The organism is Achromobacter pestifer (assembly GCF_902859625.1).
Classification (GTDB): Bacteria; Pseudomonadota; Gammaproteobacteria; order Burkholderiales; family Burkholderiaceae_B; genus Achromobacter; species Achromobacter pestifer.
This window is the reverse complement of sequence record NZ_CADIJX010000001.1, coordinates 647085-666647: the sequence shown is the minus strand read 5'-3', so window position 1 is coordinate 666647 and position 19563 is coordinate 647085. Positions and strand designations below refer to the sequence as shown.

The 19563-nt window shown below is 64.8% G+C and carries 7 protein-coding genes; all 7 read right to left on the bottom strand.

Translation table 11 applies throughout. From position 1 onward, the window contains the following. Window positions 1-30: 30 nt before the first annotated feature. Window positions 31-822, bottom strand: a complete 792-nt coding sequence (locus tag HV753_RS02915; RefSeq protein WP_175172913.1) for a bestrophin-like domain — start codon at window positions 820-822, stop codon at window positions 31-33. A gap of 27 nt (window positions 823-849) precedes the next feature. Next, entirely contained in the window at window positions 850-2406 is a 1557-nt protein-coding gene (locus HV753_RS02910; protein WP_175172912.1) for a sensor domain-containing diguanylate cyclase, read from the bottom strand. A gap of 88 nt (window positions 2407-2494) precedes the next feature. Continuing rightward, window positions 2495-4591 (bottom strand): site-2 protease family protein, encoded by a 2097-nt coding sequence (locus tag HV753_RS02905; RefSeq protein WP_175172911.1) that lies wholly within the window; start codon window positions 4589-4591, stop codon window positions 2495-2497. A gap of 19 nt (window positions 4592-4610) precedes the next feature. Then, the gene (locus HV753_RS02900; RefSeq protein ID WP_175172910.1) at window positions 4611-5948 is read right to left on the bottom strand and encodes an efflux RND transporter periplasmic adaptor subunit; all 1338 of its coding nucleotides are present in this window, start codon (window positions 5946-5948) and stop codon (window positions 4611-4613) included. Window positions 5949-5952: 4 nt separating this feature from the next. Continuing rightward, window positions 5953-6717: an efflux RND transporter periplasmic adaptor subunit gene (locus HV753_RS02895; protein WP_175172909.1), complete on the bottom strand. Its 765-nt coding sequence runs from the start codon at window positions 6715-6717 to the stop codon at window positions 5953-5955. After that, complete coding sequence (locus HV753_RS02890; RefSeq protein WP_175172908.1) at window positions 6714-8237, bottom strand: TolC family protein; 1524 nt, start codon at window positions 8235-8237, stop codon at window positions 6714-6716. Before HV753_RS02890 ends, HV753_RS02895 begins: the two co-directional genes overlap by 4 nt. 16 nt (window positions 8238-8253) lie before the next feature. Further along, window positions 8254-19491 carry a VCBS domain-containing protein gene (locus HV753_RS02885; protein ID WP_175172907.1) on the bottom strand — a complete coding sequence of 3746 codons (11238 nt, stop codon included), beginning with the start codon at window positions 19489-19491 and terminating at the stop codon, window positions 8254-8256. Window positions 19492-19563: the final 72 nt, after the last annotated feature.

Sequence of the window (19563 nt, the reverse complement as noted above, 5' to 3'; positions counted from 1 at the left end):
CGGCCTTCAGTCTGCCGCGCGTTTGATCCGTTACTTCACGGCGTCAGCCACGACACCGCCCATGGCCTGGCGCTGAGTCATCAGCAAGGTATCGCTTTGGTCGATGCGTATTGCGCCGATCCGCGGGAATTCAAAATCGACAATGATGTATAGCGCCACTGCCATGACCAGCGCATAGATGATCTGGTGGAACAAGGTGTCGCGCTTGGCGCCGGCAAGATTAAAGCCGATCAGGCAGGCGCAGACCACGGCAAGAAATCCCAGGAATAGATAGGTGACGATCGGCGGGTGGATCTTCTGCGCGACGGTTTGTGCGGTGGAAACGTCGAACATGTCGTTGACCGAGGCGATGTACGACGCCGCAAACGGCGGTACGGCGTGCTTGCCTGCGGCAATGGAGGATTTCCAGATCTCATTCTGGATGTTGCCCACCTTCGTGGCGATGGCGTCGCGCTGCCCAAGGTCGGCGACATGCTTGTAGTAGTTGACTCGCTCGTCCACGTAGCGCCGGAACTGTTCGCGCAATTGGGGCTGGTCTTCGGCATTGAGCAGGTCGATGCGCAGCCACGCGGTACCGATCGCATTGACCTCCGTGACCAGCAGATTCCGGCGGTCGGCCATGCGCTGGGCGGCGCCCGAAAAGGTGAACGCGATCAACAGGCCCAACAAGGCAAAAACGGACGCCTCGATGGCGGCTGAACCCGCCGTGCCCCTGTCTTCGGCGTTGCCGTTTCTGCCCAGCCAGCGTCCAAAGCGAATGGCCAACAGCAAGAGGAAGAAGAAAGCGACCGCAGATCCTGCCAGGACAAATGAATAGTTCATATTGCCACCCTGTAGTTCAGTCTTTGTTTATCGGAATCTTCTTGCCCAGAGCGTGGCGCGGTTGCGCCCAGCTTCCTTCGATGCGTAGAGAGCCTGGTCGGCGCATTTGACAACAACTTTGGTGGATTTTCCATGTTGTGGCCATAGCGCCACGCCCACCGATACCGTCGCATGCCCTACCCCGTCGGGCATGTCGTGCCGCGCCACCTCGGCACGCAGGCGCTCGGCGGTGCGCATGGCGTCGTCGGAAGACGAAGCAGGCACGACGACGATGAATTCTTCGCCGCCGACCCGGAACGGCTTGTCTTGCGGGCGCACGCTGTCGCTCAGTATTTTCGCCAGTGCAATCAAGACCTTGTCGCCCACCGGATGGCCGAACACGTCGTTGACTTGCTTGAAATGGTCCAGGTCCAGCGCAATCACCGCGAACGGAGCACCTGCCGCCACGAGGTCCTCGAATCTCAGATCCAGTGCGCGGCGGTTCAGCAGGCCCGTCATGGGGTCGGTCATGGTCTGTGTATTCAAGCGTCCGACTTCGTTCTGATGCTGCGCCAAGGTGCCGACCAAGGCATGGCGCAGCCTGTCCGCTTCGAGATACCAGGTGTTCAGAAGACTGGCCTGCGGGCCTTGCGCGTCGATCGAGTCAGGGGACTCCATGGCCTTGGTGAGCTTGGCCAACGGCCGCGCAATGGCGTATGCCAGCCCGCAGACCAGAAGCAATGCCACCATTACCGCGGGAACGGACAGCCGCAATGATTCGCCCAGCAGCGTCTTCAAGGGCGAGAGTGCGTGATCAAGCGGCCGTTGGATGACCACCGCCCACTTGCCTTTCGTTATGGGAGCGTATCCCGTCAGCAGGCCTCCCGAGGCATCCGGCACCTGCGCCGAACCCGGCCCGGACGTAGGGGAGACATCCGCCTTGACCAAATTCAGCACACCCGCGTCCGGGCCGCCGGCGCCATGGCGATACAGCACGTTGCCGTCGACGTTGACCAGGTACACGTTCGTCCCGTTGGCATAGGCATGTTCTCCGATCACCTTGTCCAACCGGCTGCCGCGTTCCAGGATGACGACGCCTGCGATGAAGCCTGCATGTGTGCCGCTGGGGCCTGGAATCGGCTCGACCAGCGTCAACGCGGTCTGTTGGCCGTCTTGCTGGCAACACGGCGCCAGCAAGTTGGCCGCGCGGTTCTCGTTCAGCCCAAGCGCCTTCAGCGTGTTCACCGACGACAATGCCGCAAGCGCCGGGCCAGTCCGCGCCGTGATGAGCCCGTTGGCATCCGCAAGCAGCACGGCGGATACGCCTTGTGCCTGCGCCGCCACGCGCGCCAATTCCGTGGGTGCGTCCGCCGTTGTTGCGATGTGATGCGCACTGTCCTTCAACTGCCGATGTAGCGCATCGATGTACAGATTGATGAACTCAGCCAACTTCTCCGCATAGGCCATGCTGGATTCAAGCGAATTCTTGACGACCTGCGCTTTCTGAACTTGATAGCCCGCGTAAAGTGCATTGAAGAAACCGATTGCCACGCTCAACACGGCGAAGCCGATCAAGACGGTCAATAAGCTGACTTTCTTTTTCATTGTGTATTGTCCAGCGTCTTTCCTGCCAAGCAGGATACTGAAGAACATCGCGGCTTTCTACCCTTGGCGACGTCCGGGTCTGCCGTGCCTACCATCCGCTCTCCCGCACCGCAAGACTTGCCAGCGACCGGAACCAATGCAGCAGGCGGCTGCGGGCGGCTCCCTCGAAATAGACTTTGCCGCGCCATTCCATCAGGCCCGGCATGGGGGCGTCCAGGGTCAGCATCACGCGGTACAAAGCGTCTTCCGCCATCAAGGCCCCCTGCTTCTGCACCGAGGGTATCGGGCCGCCGTGGGTGGTGGCCAGCAGGGGGGCGTTGATTTGCTGGGTCCGCGCGGGCGCGATGTTGCGTATCGCGCCGCAAACGCGAAGGGGTTCCTGTTCCAGATAGAAGCAGCCATTGCCGCCGACATGCAGCAGTTGGATATCGGCTTCGCCAACATACGCATCAACGACCCAATGCGCGGGATCGACAAGGTGGCCCAAGGGTTGCTTGGAACCGATCCAGGAGCCCGGGCGCAGATCTGCCGGCGTGTCCACCCAGAGCCCATCGATCGGGGCGATCAAGGTCAGTCTTCCTTGCTCGGCAGCGACCGATCGCGCCGTGGCGCGGCTGTGGGCCAACGCTTCCACGGCGGCGGCTTGCTGATCCAATCCGGCGCTCTGCCCCAGCAAACCGGTCAGCCGCGCCGACTGGCCCGCCACGCCTGCCTGTGCCGCACGGGCATCGCTGGCGAGTTCCGGCCGGTCCAGCACCACCAATGGCGTGCCGGCCTTGACCTCGCCCGCCGGGTGGCTTTGCTTGATCAGGGCTGGCGCCGGCGCATAGGCCGTCCAGAGCGTGGCGCTACGCGCTAAGGCTGGCGCGCGCACGGCGGTGGGCCAAGGCACGGCCAGCCACGCCAGCAATAGCCCTAGCGCCAACGGGATCAGCCAGCGGCGCGACGGCTTGATGTCCTTTCTGCGTTGCAGCCACATCCTGATCTCCCGCCAGCAAGGCAAGACAATGAAATAGAGGATTTCCACGGCGAACAGGAAGATCCCCAACGCTTTGAAGAACAGGTGATACACGGCTAGCGCGATGCCGAAGTAAACCACCAGGCGATAGAGCCAGGTCACGCAGGCGAAGGCGATCAGGCGGCGGCGCAAGGGCGCCGGCAGCGCTTCCGGCCAGGCGTCTTGCCAGCCCCAGAGGCGCCGCCGCAGCGCTGTTCGGGTGAGCGCGCTGGCACGCTCGTGCAGATTCGGCATGTCCAGCCAATCCGACAGGATGAAATAGCCGTCAAAGCGCATGAACGGGCTGGCGTTCAAGGCCAGCGACAGCACCCAGCTGGTCGTTGCCAGGTAAAAGCATGCCTGGCGCGGCACGCCGGCTGGAAGCAGCGCCCAGCCCAATGTCGCCAGTCCCGCGATCACCAGTTCAGTGATGATGCCCGCGCTGGCAATCATCAGGCGCTTGCGGGCGTCCACCAGCCGCCATGATTCGCTGGTGTCGGTGTACAGCATGGGCCACATCACCAGGAAAGCGACGCCCATGTGCCCCACCCGGACGCCCATGTGGGTCGCCATCAGCGCGTGGCCGAACTCGTGCAGGGTCTTGGCCACCACCAGGGCAAAGGCGAAGCCCAATGCGCCTTCCCAGGACACTGATTCAAAGAGCGTATGGCGGAAAGTGTCCCATTGGCGCAGCGTCAGGAACAGACCCAGCGCCGTCAGCGCCAACACGATCCAGGCGGTGGCCGGGTGGAACAACCAGCGCAGGTAGGGATAGATGCGTTGCAGCCACCAGGTGGGCCGCACTAGCGGAATGCGGAAGAACAGATAGTGGTGCAGCCACCAGCGGGCCGTCAGCCATTCGCGCCCTGGCGCGGAAGCGGCCATGGTTTGGGTACGCCCCGGATGCGGCCTGAGGAGTTGATTGTGTTGCAGGAATCCCGCGAATTGCAGCACCTGCATGCCTTCGGGACACAAGGGCGTCTGGCGGCGGATCTCGTCCAGCATGGCATTGGGCAGCAAGTGCCAGCGCGCCAGGCATTCAAATTCCAGCCAGCCAATGCGGAAATGGCGGTTTCGCACGGGATCCTCGATCACCCAGGCGGGACTGCCATCGGGATATGGCGCTCCGGCGAACAGGCGCAGATCTTCCCGCAATGGGGCTAGCGGTTGCGCGAGGGGATCATCCATGAGGTCAGCCGCCCTGCCCTTATAGGCCGGTAAAGGCGCGCAGCGCGGCGAGTGGACGGCGGATCGCCTCGTAGCCCAGGAACGAATGCCCGCCTTGGATCCGGGCGGTTCCTTTCAGGCCGATGCGGGCGTCGGGCGCATCGCTGGCGTCGATGGTGGCGCGTAGCCGGTAGCTGGGTACCCCTTCAGGCGTCAAGGCGGATTGGTAGCTGGTTTCAATGATCTTCCCTGCCAGCGGATCCAGCGGCTTGACGGTCAGAAACAACGTCACCGGCGCACCCACTTCCAACGACAAGGCGTCCGCCACGGGTAACTGGATCAGCATCGCGGGTTGGTTCGGGTCAGCCAGTTGCATGATGCGTTCACCGGTCACCACCGGCTTGCCCAGCCAATCGTTCACGTCGGCGAAGACGGCAATGCCATCGCGCGGGGCCATGACGTCCAGTCGTTGCAGTTGAGACCGGATGGATTCCAGTTCGGCGCGGCGCTCTTCCGCCCGGCTCAGCAGCGTGGTCAACCTTGCCCGGCTTTCATCGCTGCGAAATGCCGTTTGACGCGCTGCCATCAATTCGGCATCGGCCACCGCCACGGCTTGAGTGGCCACGTCCAGGCGGTTGCGCAGCGTGGTGTCATCGAGCGAGAACAAGGCCTGCCCTGACTTCACCGGCTGATTCGGACTGACATGCACTGTCTTCACCACGCCATCCAGCGGCGCGCTGATGACTTGCAGATCCAACGACGTGACTTCGGCCGGCGCCAAGGCGCTTTGCCGTATGGGCAGCAGGCAGAGTGCCAGCAGCGCCAGCACCACCAGATAGCGCAGCCGCCGCTTCCACGGACGGCGCATGGGCTTGCGGCGGCGTTCCAGAAGTTCCCAGCTGTAGGCCCAGGTTTGGCACAAGCGGCCCATCACCGTGGCTTGCGCTGGCGTTGGAGGATGTTCCAGCAGGTACAAGGCCCAGCCCAGCAGTGCCCCGCCGCGCGTCTTCAGGGGCAGCGCCCAGACGCCCAGGGGCCACCACTCGCGCCAGCCGTCCCGGATCAAGGGGCTGGCCTCGCCTTCGGCGGGCGCTTCGATCCACTGAGCCTGTCCGTTGGCCGTTCGATCGCGCAGCCATCCACGCGCTTCGGCCAACCAGACGATGTAGGGTGACTGCTCATCCACCGACACCAGCGCCGAGATGTTCAGCAGCGTCCAGTCGTGCCCGTCGTCCGCATAGACCAGAGCCTGCCGGTATCCCAGCAAGGGATGTGCGTCATTGGCGATATGGAAGCTCAGCTGCTGAACGCTGTCGGCCTGCCGCGCCAGCCCCTCCACTTCAGCCAGTTGCAGCAACAACAAGAGATCATTTTGCATCGTATCAATGAGACAACGGGAAATCGGCGATTCCGCTCATCCCCGGCAGCAGCTCTCCGGCGGGGTCGCGCACCTCGGCTTCAAGTTCGATTGACTGCGCCACCGCATCCACCCGGGCATTGATCGCCGAGATGGCGGCGCCATAGGTCTTGCCGGTCTCACTGACGTCGATCTGGAATTCTGTGCCGATCTTAAGGTCTCGCAGATACCGCGACGGCATGTTCAAGCGCACTTTCAGGGGGCCGTCACCCACCAGATCAACCAGCGGTGCGCCCGCCGCCACGCTTTCATGTGGCCGCACATACACCTTGGCGATACGCCCCGAATATGGCGCGGACACGACGCAATAGTCCACCTGGGCCTGGGCCAGCGCCGTGGCCGCGGCCGCTCTATCGGTGGCGGCGCGCGCCAGGTTGACTTCGGTGTCGCCCGCCGCGTCCAGCTTGCGCAAGCCGACCTTGGCCTTGAGGGATTCCCGGGCGCCAGCCAGTTCCGCGTTTGCCATGCGCAATCGCGCCTTGGGTTCGGCGCACTCCAGCCGGACCAGCGCGGCGTCCTTGGCTACCGTTTGGCCAAGCGCCGCGTCCAGGCTTTCCAGGCGTCCGGTCATCGGTGCGGAAATCGTGCTTTCCGGGTTGGCGCTCAACAACACGCGGATGGCATTCGGATCGTTTGGCCCGGGCCGCGGCGCAACCGTTTGCGCCACTGCGGCCGATGCCAGCAACATGGCGGTCAAGCCGCCGCAGACAACTCGCGATGTTGCCGTCATTTGGCGGCGCTCATCGATTGCAGGGCGGAACGCTCCCAATCGTGCATGGTGTGTTCGATCTGGCTGGCCAAGGTGGTCAGGTCGTGGCTGGCGATGGTTTCTGGCATCACATCCAGTCCCACTGAGTTGTACAGACGGCCCCAGGCAGCCTGCGCATCGGAATAGGCAGCGTAGCGCTGGTATTGCGACAGCAGCCAACGGGCATCCGCGCGCACATATTCCAGCTTGGAGTCGGCGGATATGCTGGCGCTGGCCTTGGCATAGTCGCGTAGCCGTCCGTCCACCTGCATGCTCTGATCAGCGAAGTCCAGCTGTTCGCGCGCCAGGTAGTAGCGCTGCGCCGCGACGCGCACCTGCGTCAGCACGGCCATCGACAGCGCCATGCGGCGCAGGTCCGCCACCTTGCTCTGGTTGTCGCCTGCGGCCTGCAAGGCAGGCGCCTTAAGAATGTTCAGCAGGTTCCACGAAATCCGCAGCCCCACCGATGACCAGCTGTTGTTGTACAGATAGTCGTTGGAATCGTAATGGCCGCCCAGCGTCAGGCTGATGCTGGGCCAGAGCTCGGCCTTGGCGATCTTGATGTCGTTGTCCGTGACGCGCTTGCGATACCACTCCTCCATGATTTCGGGGCGGTTCTCAAGCGCCAGCCGCTCCAGCGCCAGAATGTTGAACGACGGTTCGGGGATTTTCTCCTCGGCGTTGTCGGCCACCTGAAATTCCGTTCCAGGCGGCAGCGACATCAGCGCGGCCAGTTCCGCGCGCGCCAATTCCAAGTCCTGGCGGCGGGTGGACAGCAGACCCACGGCGTCCAGCAAGGCGCGCTGGTAAGCCAGCGCCTGCTGACGCGGCAGCAAGCCGCGCGATTCGGCCTCTTGTGCCGACTTGATGCCGCTACGGACCTGCACCATCAGCGTATCGACCGCCGCGATCAGGCGTTGCGCGCCCAATGCGCGCCAATAGGCATTGCGCACGTCCTGCAACACGTTCTGCACCACCTTGCGGCGGCGTTCCTCCGCCATCAGCACCTGATCGGCCTTTTGCTGGGTGCGTTCGTAGGCGACGAAGAAATCCAGCGTGCTCCAGGTCATCTCCAGGTCGGCCAGGCGGTGGTAGCGCTGCTCAGAGGTGGACGGGCGCAAGCTGACTTCCCCATCGTCGATCCCCACCGAGGTGCCGCCAGAATCATTGGACCGCGCCGTATAGCCTGCCGACGCGATCAACCTGGGCAGCATTTCGTGGCGGGTCACGTCGACCAGATTCCGCGACAACGCGGTTTCCATCAACTTCAGGCGATAGTCCAAGTTGTATTTCAGGGCACGGGCGGCGGCGTCGTAGAAGGTCAGCGGCCGGGTGACGGGCTCTTGATCGGCGTACATCATCCGGCGGTCGTCTTCGACGCGCTGGCGTACTTCGTCCCGGCTGTAGGCTTGGGGTGTCTGGGGCGCTGAGCAGGCGGTCAGCCCAACGATCGCGATCGTGGCAATTGCGCCCGCGTGGGCCCGGTTTCGCTTCAGTTTCATCCCGCGTGCTCCATCTTTACCGTTGCGGCGTGGTTGGTGCGGCCGGGTACGTCTGCCGCAGGGAAAGCCGATTGATCTGTTCGCTGAATGAGCCGGAAGCGACGGTGGTCCGCGGCGGGTTCCCAGCCGATTCCTGGCCCGCCTGCCCTTGCCCTGCCCCACCAGCGGCCGCCGGTTCCTGGCGCGGCGCTTCTTTTTGCCCGGGCGCCTTGTCACTCGCGGGGGCTTTGGCCGGCCGATGAATTTCCAGTTCCTTGCGGGCAAATACGGATACGTCGCGCAGCAGGCCGTCGGCGGTCAGGGAGATCACGCCGTGGCGTGCCTGTATCCGCGCGTCTTCGTAGCGGGACAAGCGCTGCAACGCTTCGATCGTGCCCGTGAGCCCAAGCGTATCCTCTTGCCCCAGCCTGTCCGCCAGCGATTCCAGAGAAATCTCCGGCGGCAGCGCCATGCCCGGGCGTTCACCGCGCACCAGGGCATCCAGCCATTGGTGCAGCTGCAAGGCATCGCGCACCGCAGGCGTCACGTACACCTGCGGGTCCAGCGTCAGGTTGGAGAGCAGGCCGCGCGGGTCGGCATCGTCGAACAGCGCATGGGGATTGGCGCTGGCGACGTAGATGGCGTCCATGTCCAGCGTGATGACCAATTGCGCATTGTCTGTCTGCCCGCTGCGGTCGCCGACCGTGTAGACGAACACGTCGCGCAGCAGCGGCCCCTGGCCTCTTGCCGCTTCGACCGCCGGATTGGAGAGGTCGATCTCGTAGGTGTAGCTGCCATCGGCGTTCAGGGTCAGGAAGCCATAGCGCCCGGTCAGCCGCTGGCCCACCTGCCCTGCGGTGACGGGTGATCCGTCTTCGCCAGCGGTTCGGATGCCGACCACCGTCAGTTGTTCGTTGGCGTCCACGTCGCTGTCATTGGTCAGCACATTGCCCTGGGTGACGGGGGGGCCCTGGATGTCGTTGACGCCGCCGGCGTCATCGCGGGCGACAGGGGCGTCGTCTTTGCCCTGAATCGTGATGGTCAGCGTGGCTTGCACCGAAGCGCCCGCCGTGTCCGTCAGGCGATAGGTGAAGACCTCGGTCAGCGTTTCACCTGCCGTGCGCAAGGCCTGGACCTGTGCGTTGTTGTTGTCGATGACGTACTGGTAGCGGCCATCCGCGGTCAGGGTCAAGGTGCCGTACAGGCCGACGGTGACACCCCCGACCACGCCATCGGCTCCCGTGCCGGTGAGATCGCCGATCCGGATGGCGGTGACGGTCTGGGTGTCGCCCGCGTCCACGTCGCTATCGTTGTCGAATACGTTGCCTGCCGGATCCAGGCCGGGCGTGCCGTTGGCCTGACCGCCTGCCTCGATGGCGATCGCATGGTCAGGCAGTGCCACGGGCGCGTCGTTCTGGCCCAGGATCAGAATGGCGATGGAGGCCTGGTCACGGGCGCCCTGGTCGTCGGCAAGGGTGTAGGTGAAGGTGTCGATCAGCGTGTCGGTCAGGGTCCGCAGCGCCTGGACTTCAGGCAGGCTGTTGTCCAATTTATAAAGGAAGGTGCCATCGGCCATGACCAGCAAGGTGCCGTACTTGCCCTGCAAGGGCTCGCCGATGATGCCTGCGGTCCCTGAGCCGCCCGCCAGCCCGGTGCGGATGTCGACGATGGTGAGCGGCCGGCCTTCCGCATCCACATCATTGCGTGTGAGATCGCCGCTGGCGTCACGCCCGCCCGACCTGCCGGGCACATCGCCCTGTTCAATGGCAATGCCGACAATCGGCGAGGCCACCGGCGCATCATTCACGCCGATGACGGTGATATCCAGTTGCGCCCGGTCGGTCAGCCCGCCGCCGTCCACCATCTGGTAAGTGAACGAGTCCACCAGCGTCTGGCCTGCCGCCAGGGCCGCAACTTGTTCATTGTTCTGGTCGGCATGATAGGTGTAGCGGCCGTCCGGACTGATTTCCAGCCAGCCATAGATGCCATTCACGCGAACCGTGCCGCCCACCCCGACAAACGGGGCCGCCGGCGTTTCAGTGCCCGCCCGTATGCCGTTGACGGTCTTGGTGTCGCCGCCGTCCACGTCCTGGTCGTTCTGCAACACGAAGCCGGTTGCGTCGATGGCGGCAGACGTGGAGGACCCTGCGGTGGCGGCGCCGGTATCGTCCTGCGCCGTGGGCGTGTCGTAGCTGCCGGCGATGGTGATCGTCAGCACTGCCGTATGGGTCAGGCCCGCCGCGTCCTGGACGGTATAGGTGAAGGTGTCGTCCAATGACTGCCCGGCCCGCAGCAGCTGGACCGCCGCCAGCGCATCATTGACGACGTAGGTGTAGGAACCATCCGCGCCAAGCCGCAAGGTGCCGTACAGGCCGGCCGTGTCGCCGCCGACAGTGCCCGCCGCCGCGTTGCTGTTGATGACGGCGCTGACCTGGCGGGTGTCACCCGCATCCACGTCCGTGTCGTTCGTCAGTACATTGCCGCTGGCCGGTTGGCCGCCGGTCTGGTTGTTCACGCCGCCGCCCTCGACCGCGGAACCCCTGTCGGGCTGGGCCACCGGGGCGTCGTCGGCGCCTCGGATCGTGACGGTGAATTGCGAATCGCTGAACAGGCCACCGGTGTCTGATACCCGGAAGGTGAAGGTGTCCAGCAGGGTTTCGGTGCTCAGGCGCAGTTGCTGCACCGCCGTCAGGTCATTGTTGACGGTGTAGGTGTAGCTGCCGTCGGCGTTGACCCGCAAGGTGCCATACAAGCCCAGCAGTTCGGTCCCGGCAGCAGTCAGCGTGCCGCCATCGGCGGGCTTGCCGGTGCGAAAGCCGCTGATATGCAGGGTGTCGCCATTGTCGGGATCGGTGTCGCCCGCATCCAGCAGGTTGCCAGAGGGATCGGTGCCGCCGCTGCCGTTGGCGGTTCCGCCCTTCTCCACCGCGATGGCGGTTTCCGCGTCGGAGGTCGGTGCGTCGTTGGCGCCGCCGATGGTGATGGTCAATTCCCCAACGTCGGACAGGCCTCCAGCGTCGGTGATCAGAAAGCTGAACGTCTCCACCAGCGTCTCGCCGGGCGCCAGCGCCTGGACCAACGGATTGTCGTTGTTCACCGCGTAGCCATAGCTGCCGTCTGGCCGCAAGGTCAATACGCCGTAGGCACCGGCGACGGTGATGACGCCGCCGCCCGCATCCACGACCGGCCCCGCGCCTTTCGGCCCCAGCCGCGCGCCAGTCACGGCCAGGGTTTCGCCAAAGGCGACACTGTCCACGTCGGTGGCGTCTTGCAGCACATTGCCGGACGCCGCTTGCCCGCCGCTGGCGTTTCCGATGCCGCCCGCCTCCAGCGCGGCGCCTTCTGCATTGGCTGCGACCGGCGCGTCGTTCTGGCCCAGGATGCGGATGCGCAGTTCAGCCGTGTCGGTGCGGGCGCCATCACTGACGGTATAGGTGAAGTAGTCGACCAGCGTATTGCCCGCCGTGCGCAGCGCCTGGACGGTGATGTCGTCGTTGTTCAGCGCATAGGTGTAGGTGCCATCCGAATTCAAGGTCAGAAGGCCATACAACCCCGCCAGCTGCGTGCCGATTTGACCGCCATTGCCGCTGGCGGTCTCTCTGCCGGTGCGCACGTCGGTCACCGTCAGCGCATCGCCGTCGGGGTCGACATCGTTGATGGTCACGTCGCCTGATGGGTCGCGGCCAGGTTGATTGTTCCCGGTACCGCCCTGTTCAATGGCGATGCCCGTGATATCGCCGGCCACCGGATTGTCCTGGACGCCGTGGATGACGATGGACAGGTTGGCAGCGGACTGGCCGCCGTTGGCATCCTGCAAGGTATAGACGAAATTTTCCGTTGCGGTGCCGTTCGGACCCAGTGCGATCAGCGCCGGGTTAAGGCTGTCGATCTCGTAGCGGTATTCACCCGACTGGCTGATGAACAGCGTGCCGTACAGACCCGCCACGGTGCGTTCGCCTGCCGAGGTCACAACTTGGTCAGCGCCGCCATCCAGCCGGATCAGGCTGATGATCGCCTGCGACATGTCGTTGTCGACGTCGCTGTCAACCACGCCGGTCGTCGTCGTGTCGCGTTCGTCCAGGATCACATTGCCTTGCGGGTTGCGCGGGGTTCCGGTGACGGTGCCGGTTGCGGTGTCCACCTTGGCGGTGTAGCCGTCCGCCACATTGTCGCGCGCCACGGGATTGTCATTGGCGCCGTTGATGGTGATCGTGATGGTGGCAACGGCGTTCAGGCCGCCCGCGTCCGTCACCGCGTACTGGAATACTTCGGTCAGCGTCTGGCCGGCATTCAAGGCCTGGACTTGGGGGTTGGCGTCATCCAGCACGTAGCGGTAGGTGCCGTCGGCGCCCAGCGTCAGGGTGCCGTAGCGGCCCGTTGATACGCCGCCGTTGTCGGACGTGGACGCTGCGGGCACGTTCACCAGCGGCCCGGCTCCGGTGGACAGCAACGGCCGTACCAACGTGACCGAGCGGGTATCGCCCAGGTCCACATCCGAGTCGTTCAGCAGTACCGCACCCGTCGCGGCGCTGCCGCCTGTGTCGTTGTCGGTGCCGCCCTTCTCCAGCGCGGAGCCCGTATCGCCCTGGGCCTCCGGTGCGTCGTTGGCGCCCTGGATGGTAATGGTCAGCGTGGCGGAAGAGGTCACGCCCGCACTGTCCTTCAGCGCATAGCCGAAGGTCTCGATCAGCGGTGCGCTACTGGCCAGCAGTTGCTGGACGGCAACGTTGTTGTTGTCCAGCACATACTGATAACCGCCAAGGGCATCCATGAACAAGGTCCCATAGGTACCCTGTAGCGATGCTGAGCTGCCGGGCGTGACCCCTTGCGACGCGCCGCCCTGCGAGATCGCGGTGACGTTCAATACGTCCTGATTGGTCTGAATATCAACGTCGGTATCGTTGTTCAGGACATTGCCGCGCGGGTCGACCCCGGGCAAGCCATTGGCGACGCCGCCGGCCTCGATGGCGGTGGCGGTGTCATCCACGCCCTGCGGCGCGTCGTTGACCGCGCGCACCGTGATGTCCACGGTACCCAAGGCGCTCAGGTTGTCCTCGCTGGGTTCAAATGGCATGCCGTCGCCGTCCGCATCACCGCGCTGACCCAGATCGTCCACGCGAATCGCCAGCGTGTCGTCACCGTTGTAGTTCGCCAATGGCGTGTAGGCCAGCGTGGCCAAGGCGGCATTCAGGTCGTCCTTCGATCCCTGCAAGGTCATCGTGCGGCTGTTCAGCGCGCCTGCCACCACCGTGGCGCCGCCCAGCGTCAGGTTCAGTGCGCCGTGCGCGACGCTCAGCGTTACCTGGATCAGGCCCGTTCCGGAGTCCGGATCATCAACCTGTAGCCCGGTGATCTGTAGCGTCGTGTCTTCGTCCAGCGCCTGGGCGCCCGGTGGCAGGACGGTCGGCGCGTCATTGCGTTCCACGTAGCCGACGTTGCCCGCCGCGCTGGTGCCCAAGTCGCCGAACTGCACGGCGACTTGCGCCAGCGGCGTCGCGCCGTCGCTGTCGACGCGCGCAGCCAATTGCCCCACGGGCTGGGCCAGCGTGATGCCGGGCGCCACGTCGATGCGGAACACGCCCGCGCCCAGGACGCCGAAATGGTAATAGCCATTGGCGTCCGTGCTGACTGTCCAGCTGCGGTTGTCTGTCGTGGTGGCCAGGTCATTGTCCGCCCCGCCCCACGTCAGCGTGACGTCCTGGCCTTGCAGTCCGGGCCCATCCGGCGTGGCGCTGCTGGTGGCGCTGTCGGTATCGTTCCACAGGCCGCCGCTGATCAGGCTGACGCCTGCGGCATCGCTATCCAGATAGGTGTTGGGCGCGGCGCCCGCGCCCGTCCGTTCACCACCGACGGTGCCGGCCGCGCCAACGCTGGTTCCCGCGAAACTCTGGAAGGTGTCGGGCAAGCTGGTGTAGGTCAGGCTGGCTTGCGTGTCGGCCAACAACACGCTGTTGGGCAGGTCAGCTGAATAGCTCAGGCTGACCGTTTGCCCGGCGGCCAGCCGGTCGAACGTGACACTCACGGTGTCGCCCACGACAGACACGGCGACACCCGGGGGATACGCGCCCGGCGCGTACAGCACGCCGTCGATGGTAAGCCCCTGCACCACCAGATTCGCGCCACCTGAGGGCAAGGTGTCGGTCAGCGACACGTCATACGCCGCCGCGTTGCCGGTATTGCCGAAGGTGACGGTATAGGTGGCTTGTCCCGTGGCGCCGCCGGCCCCGGGGTCGAACGCCGTCACGGACTTGTCCAGATTATCAATGCGAGGCTCTACCACGTGTTCCACGGCGGTGTCGGTGCTGGTGCGGACGTCGGTGCCGCTCAGGAAGTCGGCCTTGACGCCCAATTGCTGGCCTGCCGCCACGCCGGCGGCGTTGTCCACCCGCACATTGAATTCAAAGTAGACGACCTCGAAGTCGGCGTCATTGTTGGCGTTGACCAACGACCCCAATTGCAGCAGGACGGCACGCGGATCACTGGTATTGATGTTGGCCTGATTGATGACTCCCGTGGCGTTCTGCCCAGACAGGTCCGCTTGCAGCAAGGTCTGGCTTTCGTCCGTGATGCCGCCTGTGATGGCTGCATTGCCCGAGAGGATCAAGCCCCCTAATGTCGACTGCAACCCCGCGATGCCGTCCACGCGATCGGCGATGAAGGCCAGTGTGGCCGAACCGTCGTTCATGAACGTCAGGCCTTGCGGCAGCAATACGCGAATCGCCGCGGCAGGGTCGGTGCCCTCGGGCACCACGAACGCCACCCGGTAATGGATGATTTCACCGACGGCCACATCCTGGGGATCGGCCGTGGACGGTGTTCCGCCCGCCGTGTCCGTCAAGCCGCCGACGTGGCTGATGGTGGCACCCGCCGCCACCCGTTCAGACAACGTATTGCGGACTTGATAGTCATTCAGGCTGCCGCCGGCCAGCACGCCATCGGTGCCGCTGCGTTCGCCCGCGGCCGCGCCGTTCAAACTGGTCCACTGCACTTCCACTTGATTGTCGACCGAGCCTGATGCGCCTGTCAGCGCATTCAACGTGCCCGTGACCCGCAGCACCACGGCGGCGCCTTTGGGAATATCCAGCTTGCTGCCATCGGCCGTGCGCAGTTCGCCATTCTGGATGACGAAGTCGCCGCTGCCGGTGATGGTGGCGCCGCCATACAGCGTGAAACCGATGATCTGCGCATTGCCCAGTTCAATGGGCAACTGGTCGTGCAGGGTCACGTCGAAGGCATCGACATCGGTGGACGCCGTGCCGTTGCTGACGGTGATCGTGTAGGTCAGGACATCGCCACGGTCGACACCTGCGCCCGAACCGGTGGTGACAGCCGTCTGCGAGACAGACAGTGTCGGCTCCACGATGGTGACGGTCGGCAGCGCGCCTTGCGTGGCCACATTGCGGTCGCCGGGAACGGTACCGTTGGGCGTATCGCCGTCCGGGTCGCTATAGGTCAGCCGTGCGTCGTTGACCAGCAGTGTGCCGGATTGGTTCGATTGCGCATTCACGGCCACCAGCGCCACGCGGATGACAAAGCGATTGTCGGCAGCGCTGTTGTTGGCGCTGGAGGAGCTGGCGCTGAAGGTCATGCGCACATCGGTGCCGTCGCCGACCGCCGAGCCATCGATGCTGCCGACGCTTGCCACGGCCACGACGCCCGCAAAGTCGGCGCTCAGGGCCCCGCTACCCGCCGCAGTGGTGATCAGCAGATAGCCGCCCGTGCCGAACGAAGTGTCCAGCATCATGCCGGCGGGGATCAGATCATCCAACCGCAGGTTCTGCGTCTGGCCTTCGGGCAAGGTCACGATAATGTCGTAGACCATGCGTTCGCCGACGACCAGGTTGCTGCCGCTGGTGTGGGTGGCGCTGGAATCGCCATCGTCCAGGCTACCGCCGCCAAAGACCTTTTCAACAGTAGGCGCGGCGACGACCGCATCGGCCGTATCGGTCAAATCGGTAGGCGTAAAGTCCGTGCCGTTGTCCGTGCTGGCGTAGCGCGTCAGCACGGCCGTGGTGCGCAGGTTCTGGCTGGCGGCGACGGCGGCGCTGGCCACGGTGTCGTACGTGATGACCACCAGATTGCTGCCCGCCAGATCGGCGGGCGTGCCCGCGCGGCCGCTCAACAGCGAGGCCTGCCCGCCGGCGTCCAGGAACGTGATCGCGTTGCCGCTGATGGTGTAATCCACATTCAGCTGCAACACCGTGCCGTCCCCGCGTGCTATGCGAAGGTTGGCCGCCGCCAGGCTGCCACCCAGGAAGTCCAGCCCTGGCGGCAATTGCACCGTCGTGGCCACATCGAAGGCCCCACCGCCGCCGGTGTTCTCTATCCCCGTCGCCAACCGCACGATGTCGCCGGCGTCCATGCCGGTCACCGTGCCCTCAAGCGCGGCCAGGTCCGTGACCGAGCCGCTGAAGGCCGCGCCGCCACTGCCGGCTGCCGACCAGGTGCCTGTCGTGCCCTCCACCGTGCCGCCACTGGACGACACGACCCCGTGCTTGATCGACAACACGGGTTCCGCCACCGACTGGATCAGCACGGTGTCATTGCTGACCAGCTGTTGCTGTCCGATGGTCGTCAACTGGGTCGATTGCCCCAGCACGGTGATGGAACGCTGGTCTGCAAAAGGCTGATCGCTGACGCGCAGCGTGAACAGCACCTCAATGCGGTTTTGGCCCGTGGGATCGGCCTGCGTTGCGTAGTCGCCAAAGTCGAACACCAGTGAACCGCCCGCCCCGGCCGCCACGGATTGCACCGTGCCGGGATGGCTGTCGCCCAAGCCGTACGACCAGTTGTGGTCGCCAATGCCCGCTGACCAGGCGCCGCTGGCGTCAAACAAGGGCAACGGCAGGTACGCGGTCAGCTTCAGGTTTTCATAGTCACCCGTTTGCAGGTCGTAGCGCAGACGGAACGTCACCACGTCGCCGGGCTTCAGTTCATAGGACGGGGACACGACATTGCCATTGACTTGGAACACCCCGATATCCACGGCGCCCGTCGGGATGGTCAGGGTGACTTGCGACCCGTCGCTTTCACTGCCGCCCAGGTTCACGCGGTTCTCAATGACGGTGCCTTCCAGCAACGCACTATTGCCCAGCGAATCGCCTTCGTTGATTTCGGCCTGCGGATAGTTGCCCTGGTAGGCCTGGTCCACGGTTGCCAGGTAGGACACCGTGGCCCGGGTGGCTGCCTGGCGCGTGCCGTCGCTGGCGATATCGCCCGCCAGGATTTCCAGGGGCAGCCCGGCGTTGCGTACTGAAGCCGCGATATCGAAGGTGATCGGTGTGCCGCCGGGCCCTTTGGCGCCCAGCGTGTAAACCAGCGCCACCGTATAGACGTTGCCGTTCTGCGTGAAGGTCATGACGGGCGTGCCCGCGAACGTCATGCCGTTGCCCAGCATGTCCGTCACGGTCAGTTGGCCCTGCCCCAGCACGGTCTTGCCGAAGGCAAAGTAGTCGGACAGCGCGATGTCGTACTGGAAGCCCAGCGTATCGCCAGGCGACAAGCCTGCAATACCCTGGTCCGTCGTGATGGCGGCGCTCTTGTGCAGCGTGATGGATTTGGCCACGAAATCCGCCGGATCACCGGTATCCACCACCGGCACCAGTGGCAGCGGCGACGGCACATCGCGGGGATCCAGCGGATGCCAGCTGCCGGCCACCGTTGGCCTGCCCAGGGTGATGGTGCGGTTATCGCCCGAGACCGGGTCCAGCACCGCGACGCCGCCAGCATCGGATTGCGGCACGAAGAACTTCACCAGTGTCTCGGCCGGGGCCGACAGACTGGCGTAGGTAATCGTATAGGCCTTGACGTAAGGCGACGCGGCCAGCGCCGCGGCAATCTCGAAGGACGACGTTAACTGCGTACCGTCGGCCAGCACCAGGCGGGAGATGACGCCACCCGCATCGGGCGTAATGCTCTGTATGCGGATCGTATCGGGCAGCGTTTGGTTCAGCACGACGTTCTGAAGGGTCTGCCCAGGCGCGGGGGTGGTTGTCACCGTCAGCGTGTGGGGGAAATTCTCGCCCGTGACGGTCTCGCCTTCCACCATGTCCAGCGATTGCGTCACCGTCAGCGGCGTGGAGCGCAACGCATAGGTGTCAAAGCTTGCCTCCAGAATCGAAGGATCCTGCTGCGGGTTGTCCAGCGCATCGTTGCCGTACTGGAAGCCGCTGCGCAGGCTGACGATGTGATCCTTGTTCACGTCCGCCAGATCGCTCATGTGCAGCTTGATATCCACCACGATCGCCGGCTGGTCCTTGCCGAACCCCGCGAACGGAAGCTCCAGAACCACGAGCTGGTCGCCGGCGCGATAACCGTAGTCCGACGCGCGTATCACCAGAGGATTGCCAGCAGAGTCGCGCGCGATCGGATGCAAGGCCGTGCCGTCCGCCCCGAAGGTGACGACGTGGCTGACCAGGTTGATGCCCAGCGCACTGGCCGACACGAAGGTCACGCCATCGTCGCCGTCGTACCCGGTGGTAGGCAACAACACGTCGATGAAGGGCGCGTAGCCGTCCTGCGTGGACGGGTTGGTCACCGTCGCCTGGATGAGTGCATCGCTGCCCAACAGGATATCGGCGGACGTCCCGTTCAGCGTCAGGGTGGGATCGGCGTTGGCCAGCAGCCCTTGATAGGCGGCCAGCGCCCCGGCGCTGATGGCCAGGCGGCTTTCTATAGGGCCCGTCGCGGCCTCCAGTTGCCAGTCCCCACCCTGCAAGGTGTTGCCGGTGTCATTGGTCGAGGCGGCTACGTCGGCGCCAGTCAGTGCCGCCATGTTGGCCAGCAGCGCACGGCCGCCCTCTCCTTGGCCTGTGTCGCAGCCATAGAGCAGGATGTCGGCATTGGCGCTCAGATGCGAACCCCAGGCGGCCGTGCGCAGCGTGTCGGCGGATTGCGCCGATAGGACGCTGCTGCCCAACAGCATCTGCCCCGGCGTGCCGTGGCCCAGTATCTGTATGGAATCCACCTTGCCCAAGGCATCCAGCGCGGCTTGCACCGCCGCAATGCCGTCCTTGCCTGCGTCCACCACGACGACTTTGGTGCCTGGAGTGGCGCTATCGGCCAGGGCTTGCGCGCCCTGGACACGCGCATCAATGACCAGCACGGTCTTGGCCGCGCCCGCGTCGGCTTGGGGCGCGTCCGCATGGGACGCATCGGCCTGGGCCGTGTGCTGTTGATCGGCTGCCACGGCACCCGCCGCGTCGAAGAGCAAGCGAGGCTCTAGTGCCAGTGTCCGCGATACCGGAGAGAACGTCGGACGTTTTTCCTGTTGCATACCCTGGCTCCGGTTAGCTTGGCAGTGCTCGACGGGGCGGAAGGACTTCGCCCTAGGCGTTTACGCTATGGC

What these genes read in the sequence shown, in the direction of transcription:
- HV753_RS02895 (WP_175172909.1), bottom strand. Translation starts at nt 6,717, where the DNA reads ATGACGGCAACATCGCGAGTTGTCTGCGGCGGCTTGACCGCCATGTTG.
- HV753_RS02910 (WP_175172912.1), bottom strand. Translation starts at nt 2,406, where the DNA reads ATGAAAAAGAAAGTCAGCTTATTGACCGTCTTGATCGGCTTCGCCGTG.
- HV753_RS02905 (WP_175172911.1), bottom strand. Translation starts at nt 4,591, where the DNA reads ATGGATGATCCCCTCGCGCAACCGCTAGCCCCATTGCGGGAAGATCTG.
- HV753_RS02885 (WP_175172907.1), bottom strand. Translation starts at nt 19,491, where the DNA reads ATGCAACAGGAAAAACGTCCGACGTTCTCTCCGGTATCGCGGACACTG.
- HV753_RS02890 (WP_175172908.1), bottom strand. Translation starts at nt 8,237, where the DNA reads ATGAAACTGAAGCGAAACCGGGCCCACGCGGGCGCAATTGCCACGATC.
- HV753_RS02900 (WP_175172910.1), bottom strand. Translation starts at nt 5,948, where the DNA reads ATGCAAAATGATCTCTTGTTGTTGCTGCAACTGGCTGAAGTGGAGGGG.
- HV753_RS02915 (WP_175172913.1), bottom strand. Translation starts at nt 822, where the DNA reads ATGAACTATTCATTTGTCCTGGCAGGATCTGCGGTCGCTTTCTTCTTC.